3 protein-coding genes are annotated in these 3,501 nt (G+C 61.6%); 2 read left to right on the top strand and 1 reads right to left on the bottom strand.

Features of this window, described 5'->3' with window-relative positions:
• On the bottom strand, positions 1-468 hold a 468-nt coding region (locus JV551A3_RS06400; protein WP_133978447.1), incomplete at its 3' end, for a Fe2+-dependent dioxygenase.
• 221 nt (positions 469-689) lie between these two features.
• On the opposite strand from JV551A3_RS06400, the gene JV551A3_RS06395 reads away from it, so the two are divergent.
• Together JV551A3_RS06395 and JV551A3_RS06390 are read left to right on the top strand one after the other, a co-directional pair.
• Positions 690-3,002, top strand: coding sequence for a TonB-dependent receptor (locus tag JV551A3_RS06395; RefSeq protein ID WP_133978445.1), 2,313 nt, complete (start codon positions 690-692; stop codon positions 3,000-3,002).
• 262 nt (positions 3,003-3,264) lie between these two features.
• On the top strand, positions 3,265-3,501 hold a 237-nt coding region (locus JV551A3_RS06390), incomplete at its 3' end, for a PepSY domain-containing protein (protein ID WP_133978443.1).

Below are 3,501 nucleotides of genomic sequence, written 5' to 3'. Positions count from 1 at the left end.
GGTGCCGGGGTAAAGCACCAGGTCACCGGCAGCCAGCTTGACCTGCTGCACACCATAGGTGTCCTGGATCACCAGCTCGCCGCCGCCGTAGCTGTCCGGCTCGCTGAGGAGCAGCGTTGAGGACAGGTCGGTACGAACTCGCGCCGGGCTGCCCTTGGGCTGGCGGAGGGCCTTGTCGATGTGGAAGCCGAAATTGCCGCCTTCGCGGTAGCAGTTGATCAGCGGCGGGAACACCTTGTGCGGCAAGGCTGCAGACATGAAGCGCGGGTTTTGCCACAGGCGGTCGATCAGCGCACTGCCGATTTCCTTGGCCAGCGGGTGGCCTTCGGCCAACTGCAGGTTGTGCTTGGCCTTGGCCGACTGGTAGCCGGCCGTGACCTTGCCGTCGGCCCAGTCGGCCTGCTCCAGCGCCTCGCGGATACGGGCCAGTTCATCGGTGTCGAACAGGCCGGGGATGTGAAGCAGCATGGCGGCACTACCGTTGGAAAGTGTAAAGGCGTCAATGATATTGATTCCCTTTTGCGCTTCACAAGCCCCAATCGCCGCTTAAGACGTTTCAGCTTGATGAAACCGTAAAGGCAAATTGTAAAGATTGTAAATTCTTCACGAATGGTAACGACTCTCAATTGTGAGTCACAATTGCTTACATTAAGATCCGCGGCCTTAACACCTTGGGGAAGGCCTTAGCAATGCGCCAGTACGTACCATCTGCAGTGAGCTCACCACGCCTGATCGTCTCCGCCATCGGCGTTGCCCTCAGCGCCTCGTCGGCCTACGCCGCCGACCCGGCCGCCAGCAGCGCGATCACCCTCGATGCCACCAGCGTCAACGGCAAAGCTGAACAGGCCAGCACCGATTACAAAGTCGACAAGGCTTCCTCGCAGAAGTACACCGCGCCGCTGGTAGACACCCCGCGCTCGATTACCGTGATCCCGCAGCAGGTCATCAAAGACACCAATGCCCTGAGCCTGCAGGATGCCCTGCGCACCGTGCCGGGCATCACCTTCGGTGCTGGCGAAGGCGGCAACCCGCAAGGCGACCGCCCGTTCATCCGCGGCTTCGACGCCCAGGGCGACACCTACCTGGACGGCGTGCGTGACACTGGCGCGCAAACCCGTGAAATCTTCGCCATCGAATCGGTGGAAGTGGCCAAGGGCCCGAATTCGGCCATCGGTGGCCGTGGTGCCGCCGGCGGTAGCATCAACCTGGTGAGCAAACGCGCGCACCTGGGCAACTCGCTGGACGGTGCGTGGACCTGGGGCAGCGACCAGACCCAGCGCTACACCTTCGATGGCAACTACCAGTTCAGCGACAGCGTTGCCGGCCGCCTGAACCTGATGACCCACGAAAGCAACGTCGCTGGCCGCGACAAGGTCAACTACGACCGTTGGGGTATCGCCCCGTCGCTGGCCTTCGGCCTGGGCACGCCGACCCGCGTCAACCTCGATTACTATCACCTGGAAAGCGACGACCTGCCGGATTCCGGCATCCCGTACACCATACCGACCGGTGGCAGCGCCGCACGTACCTCGGCACACCCGAGCAAGCCGTACGACGGCGGCGACAGCGACAACTTCTATGGCCTGACCGGTCGCGACTTCCGCAAGAGCCGTGTGGATATCGCCACCTTCGCCATCGAACACGACCTGACAGACTCGCTGACCATCAAGAATACCCTGCGCCATGGCAACAGCATGCAGGACTACATTCTGACCCAGCCTGACGACAGCAAGGGCAACGTCAACAACGGCAGCGTCTGGCGCCGTGCCAACACCCGCGTGGGCAACACCGCCACCACCACCAACCAGACCGATCTGTTCGGCGAATTCTATCTGGGCGGCATGAAGAACAGCTTCTCGACCGGTATCGAGCTGAGCCGTGAAGAGAGCAAGCGTTCGAGCTACACCGTCGATACCGACACCGTCCCGGGCGGTGCTGCCAACACCAACTGCACCCCAGGCATGATCGGTGCCAACAGCGGTTACAACTGCACCTCGCTGAGCAACCCGAACCCGGATGATCCGTGGAACGGCAGCATCGCACGCAACTACGCGGGCACCGACACCAAAAGCAACACCCGTGCAATCTATGTGTTCGACACCCTCGAGCTGACACCCGAGTGGCTGCTGAACATGGGCCTGCGTTACGACCACTTCGATACCCAGTACCGCACCTACGACGCCACCGGCGCCACCGTAGTCAACAGCAAGGGCGTGGTTTCCAAAGGCAAGGATACGAGCGAGTTCGTCACCGGCCAACTGGGCCTGGTGTGGAAGCCGACCGAGAATGGCAGCATCTATGTTTCCTACGCCACCTCGGCAACGCCACCCGGTGCTATGCTGGGCGAAGGCACTGAAGGCAACCCGCTGGGCAACACCACCGACCGCGCCGGCAACTTGCTGAGCAGCGACCTGGAGCCGGAAGAAACCACCAACTACGAAATTGGTACCAAGTGGGACCTGCTCGAACAGCGCCTGTCCCTGGCCGCCGCGCTGTTCCGTACCGAGAAAGAAAACGCCCGCGTCCAGGTGGACACTACCACCTACGAAAACGTCGGCGAAACCCGCGTGCAGGGCATCGAGTTGTCGGCCAGCGGCAAGATCACCGACAAGTGGCAGGTATTCGCCGGCTATACCTACATGGAAGCTCGCCAGATCGACGGCGGCGCGGTAAACAAGGCCAACGACGGCAACCAGCTGCCAAACACGCCGAACAACAGCGCCAGCCTGTGGACCACCTATTCCATTACGCCGAAGCTGACCGTTGGTGGCGGTGCGTTCTACGTGGATGACGTGTACGGCAGCGTGGCCAACACCACCATGGTCGACAGCTACGTACGCTACGACGCCATGGCCGCCTACAAGCTGACCAAGAACGTCGACCTGCAGCTGAACGTGCAGAACCTGACCAACGAGGTGTACTACGACAAGGCCTTCTCCACCCACTTCGCCAACCAGGCGGCCGGGCGGACGGCATTGTTGACCACCAGCGTGCACTTCTGATTTCAGGACGGGGCTGATCTTTTGAAAGGGCTGCGCCTGTGCCGGCCCTTTCGCGGGTGAACCCGCTCCCACAGGTACACCACTGGCCTCAGGTCCAGTGATATCTCTGTGGGAGCGGGTTTACCCGCGAAGAGGCCGGTACAGACAACACAAGCGTGACTGACTAGCCCACCCCGCCCCGTTCATTCCCGTGAGCGGGGCGTTTGCGTATCAAGGCATAATGCAGGCCGCGTAGTGTGCGGCAGAAACACAAGGTGATCATGTGGTGAAGAAGACGCTGTTCCAATTGCACTGGTTCTTTGGCATCACCGCTGGCCTGGTGCTGGCCTTGATGGGCATCACCGGGGCCTTGTACTCGTTTCAGGAAGAACTGCTGCGCGCGCTGAATGCCGATGTCCTGAAGGTCCAGGTGCGCCCGGAGGGCGTGCTGCCACCGGCCGAACTGGTCCAGCGAGTCGAGGCCCAGCAACACGACAAGGTGGCGATGCTGTGGGTCGAT

It is taken from the genome of Pseudomonas inefficax, assembly GCF_900277125.1.
In the GTDB taxonomy this organism is placed as follows: Bacteria; Pseudomonadota; Gammaproteobacteria; order Pseudomonadales; family Pseudomonadaceae; genus Aquipseudomonas; species Aquipseudomonas inefficax.
Note: the sequence above shows the minus strand (reverse complement) of the source record. Positions and strands in the feature narration are given on the sequence as shown.

Bases quoted from the DNA above. Each gene is read 5' to 3' on its own strand.
- JV551A3_RS06395 (WP_133978445.1), top strand. From the start codon at position 690: ATGCGCCAGTACGTACCATCTGCAGTGAGCTCACCACGCCTGATCGTC.